The 3351-nt window shown below is 72.9% G+C and carries 3 protein-coding genes; all 3 read right to left on the reverse strand.

Features of this window, described 5'->3' with window-relative positions; all coding sequences use genetic code 11:
- Positions 1–99 precede the first annotated feature (99 nt).
- Complete coding sequence (locus tag CA983_RS41785; protein ID WP_086605869.1) at positions 100–1569, reverse strand: resuscitation-promoting factor; 1470 nt, start codon at positions 1567–1569, stop codon at positions 100–102.
- 123 nt (positions 1570–1692) lie between these two features.
- A complete protein-coding gene (locus CA983_RS41790; RefSeq protein WP_086605870.1) occupies positions 1693–2574 on the reverse strand; it encodes a TatD family hydrolase in 882 nt (293 codons plus the stop codon).
- 80 nt (positions 2575–2654) lie between these two features.
- Positions 2655–3071 carry a hypothetical protein gene (locus tag CA983_RS41795; RefSeq protein ID WP_086605871.1) on the reverse strand — a complete coding sequence of 139 codons (417 nt, stop codon included), beginning with the start codon at positions 3069–3071 and terminating at the stop codon, positions 2655–2657.
- Between the last annotated feature and the right edge of the window lie 280 nt (positions 3072–3351).

Below are 3351 nucleotides of genomic sequence, written 5' to 3' on the forward strand. Positions count from 1 at the left end.
CAGCCCGGCGGGGCGGGGTGCCGCTTCGTTGGGACGGGTGCCGCCCATAGCGGCACGATTGCCCGCAGCTGGGCGGGACCGACGCCCGCAGCCAGGCTGTCACCCGCGCAAGCGGCCCCCGCAGTGCGGCCAAGGACTCGCCCCCCGCCGTACGTACAGCTTCTTCGCGCGGTACGTCTGTTCCGCCGCCGGGGCGTCCTGGGGGCGGCCCTGGCCGCCGAGGGCCTGCCAGGTCTGGGTGTCGAACTGGTAGAGGCCGCCGTAGGTGCCCGATGAGTCGACCGCGTCGGGGCGGCCGCCGGACTCGCAGGCCGCGAGGCCCTGCCAGTCGAGGTGGTCGGCGCCCTGCACGGACGTCGGTCGCGGCTTCGTGCCGACCTTCACCACCTGCGGGCGTGGTTCGCGTACCACCTCGGACCGGATCCGGCGCGGCTTCTGCTTGACGCCGTTGACGGTGCGCAGGGAGTAGGTGACCCGGCGCAGGCCGGGCCGGCCCGCCTCTTCGACGACCTCCGTGCCGCGGAACAGGGTCGGGTCGTCGGTCCGCCGCACCTGGAAGGGGATCGGCTCCTCACGGACCTCCTTGCCGCCGGTGATCCGCAGCACCGTGACGGTCTGTCCGTCGCGCGGGAAGCTGCCCTGCGGGACCGACGTGGTGTCCTGGCCGCGCAGGGTGATCCCGGCCTCCTCGACGGCCTCCCGCACAGTCGCCGCGTTGGTGCGGACGGTGCGGGCGCGGCCGTCCGCCATGATCGTGACCGCGCGTTCGGTCCGCACGTCCAGCGCGAGCCCTTCCCGCCCGATACGCCGGGAGCGCGACGTGGACACGTACGCGCCCTCCTGTCGCACCCCCAGCTGCCGGAGCGCCCCCTCCACGGTGTGTGCCGTCGTCCACACCTCGCTCCGCTGTCCGTCGAGGGTGAGCCGCACGGGGCGGCCGTAGTGCACGGCGACCTCGTCGCCGCTGGTGAGCTCCATGCCGGGGCCGGGCGCCACCACGTCGTGGGCGCCGACGTCGACGCCCTCCTCCGCCAGCAGCTCGGTGACATCGTCGGCGAAGGTGTGCAGGGTGCGCGCCTTGCCGTCGACGTTCAGCTCGATCGCCTTGTCCTTGGCGACGAACGCCGTGGTGCCGCCCGCCAGGAAGGCGACGACCAGGGCCTGCGGGAGCAGCCGCCGCATGGAGCCGTCGCCCGGGCGCTCGGCGTACCGAGTCTTGCGCCGGCGCGCGGACCGGCGGTGCGAGCCGGTGCGCGCCGCGGCGGGGGCTTCGGCCCGCGCTTCCGCGCGCGTTGTGCGCGCGCCGGTCACGGGTGCTGCCGCATCGTCGTCCGGGGCGCCCTGCCGGGGCAGCCCGGGCAGGGGCGGCACCTCGTAGGCGGGCCGGTAGGTGTCCTCGTGGGCGACGGGCGCCCCGGGCCTCCCGTACCCGAGCGTCTCGGCGCTGTGCAGATCGGCGGGCGGCGCGTCGAAACCGCCGTACACCGGGTGCGCACAGGCCGGGCCATACGCCTCGTACGGCTCGAATGTCTCGTACGTCTTGTAGGTCTCGTACTGCGAGTTGCTCACGCCGACACGCTCCAGGGGCCGGAGGGGGTCCAGAGGGGTCCGGATCGGGCCCCCAGAACCTAGCGGAGCGTCCGTCACTCTCCAAAGCGACGCGACTACGCACAGTCGTACGGCGCGCTCGGGTCAGTAGCCGAAAGCGCGCGCCGTGTTCTCGGCGAGAGCCGTCGCCAGCGTGTCCTCGTCGACGCCGCGCACCTCCGCCATGGCCCGCACGGTGATCGGCACGAGGTACGGGGCGTTGGGCCGGCCGCGGTACGGCACCGGTGTGAGGAAGGGCGCGTCCGTCTCCACCAGCAGCAGCTCCGGCGGGGCCACCGCCACCGCGTCCCGCAGGTTCTGGGCGTTCTTGAAGGTGACGTTGCCGGCGAAGGACATGAAGTAGCCCGCGCTCGCGCAGATCTGCGCCATCTCGGCGTCGCCGGAGTAGCAGTGGAAGACGGTTCGCTCGGGGGCGCCCTCCTCCTTCAGCACGCGCAGGACGTCGGCGTGGGCGTCGCGGTCGTGGATGACCAGGGCCTTGCCGTGCCGCTTGGCGATCTCGATGTGGGCGCGGAAGGACTTCTCCTGCGCCTCCTTGCCCTCGGGCCCGGTGCGGAAGTAGTCGAGGCCCGTCTCACCCACGCCCTTGACCTGGGGAAACGCGGCCAGCCTGTCGATCTCCGCGAGCGCGTCGTCCAGGGCCGCCTGCCCGCCGGGTTCGCGCGCGCCCTGCCTCGACCAACCGTCGGGGTCGCCGTGGACGATCCGGGGCGCCTCGTTCGGGTGCAGGGCGACCGTCGCGTGGACGGCGTCGTACGCGGCCGCCGTCTCGGCCGCCCAGCGGGAGCCCTTCAGGTCGCAGCCGACCTGCACGACCGTCGTCACTCCGACCGACGCCGCCTTCGCCAGCGCCTCCTCGACCGTGCCGGACTGCATGTCCAGATGCGTGTGGGAGTCGGCGACCGGCACCCGGAGAGGGTCCGGGAGCGGGGGCGCGGCGTGCTTGCCGGAGTCGTTCGAAGGCATGCCCCGATCCTACGAAAGGGCGACGCCCTCCCCGGCGGGGGAGGAGCGGGGAGGGCGTCGAACAAGGGGAGCCGGACGGGTCAGCTCGCCTTGCGCTGGAAGGGGTGCAGCAGGTCGGAGAGATGCCAGTGGTGGTGCTCGAGCTGCTCATCCGTCCCCTCGGCATCCGCCTTCGGGGCCTCCACGGGCCCGGCGGGCGGCGGCACGCGGCCGTGCCGGTGCTCCGCGTTGCGTGCCGACTCGACCCGCCCGGGCCGCATGATCCGTACGACGTGTCCGTCGCAGTTCTGGCACGTGGGCTTGCTCAACGGGGAGGGCACGACCTTGCCGTCCGCCACGTAGAAGACGAACTCGTGTCCCGTGGCGTCCGTGTGGTGCTCTATCTCGTAGGACTGCTCCCAGCCGTACCCGCAGCGCATGCAGGCGAAGGAGTACGACTCGTTGACGACGGCGTTCGCACCGGCGCGGAGCCCGGTCTGCCCTGCGATCTCACTCATGCCAGCTCCTGTTCCGCTGTGGCGTGAGGACGATTCCGTCCCCGCGACCCAGTGGACTCCTCAGCCGGACCGAAGGCAGCAGACCTGTCGACTGTTGGCGCCGTTTTGGGGGTTCCTTGCCCCAGGTCCCCGTCGCCTTTGCCCACCCATGGGGCGCGCGCTCATTCGACATGCGCCCTGCTCAGAGGGGTGTCAGCGCCCCGTCAGGGGCGCGGGGAACTGCGCGATCAACCACACGCAACCCGCACCCCGCCAAGCACCCGGGGCCCCACCCCGAACC

Source organism: Streptomyces swartbergensis, assembly GCF_002148965.1.
Lineage (GTDB): Bacteria > Actinomycetota > Actinomycetes > Streptomycetales > Streptomycetaceae > Streptomyces > Streptomyces swartbergensis.

Excerpts from the sequence above, each read along its gene's own strand:
- CA983_RS41790 (WP_086605870.1), bottom strand. The coding sequence starts at position 2,574 with ATGCCTTCGAACGACTCCGGCAAGCACGCCGCGCCCCCGCTCCCGGAC.
- CA983_RS41795 (WP_086605871.1), bottom strand. The coding sequence starts at position 3,071 with ATGAGTGAGATCGCAGGGCAGACCGGGCTCCGCGCCGGTGCGAACGCC.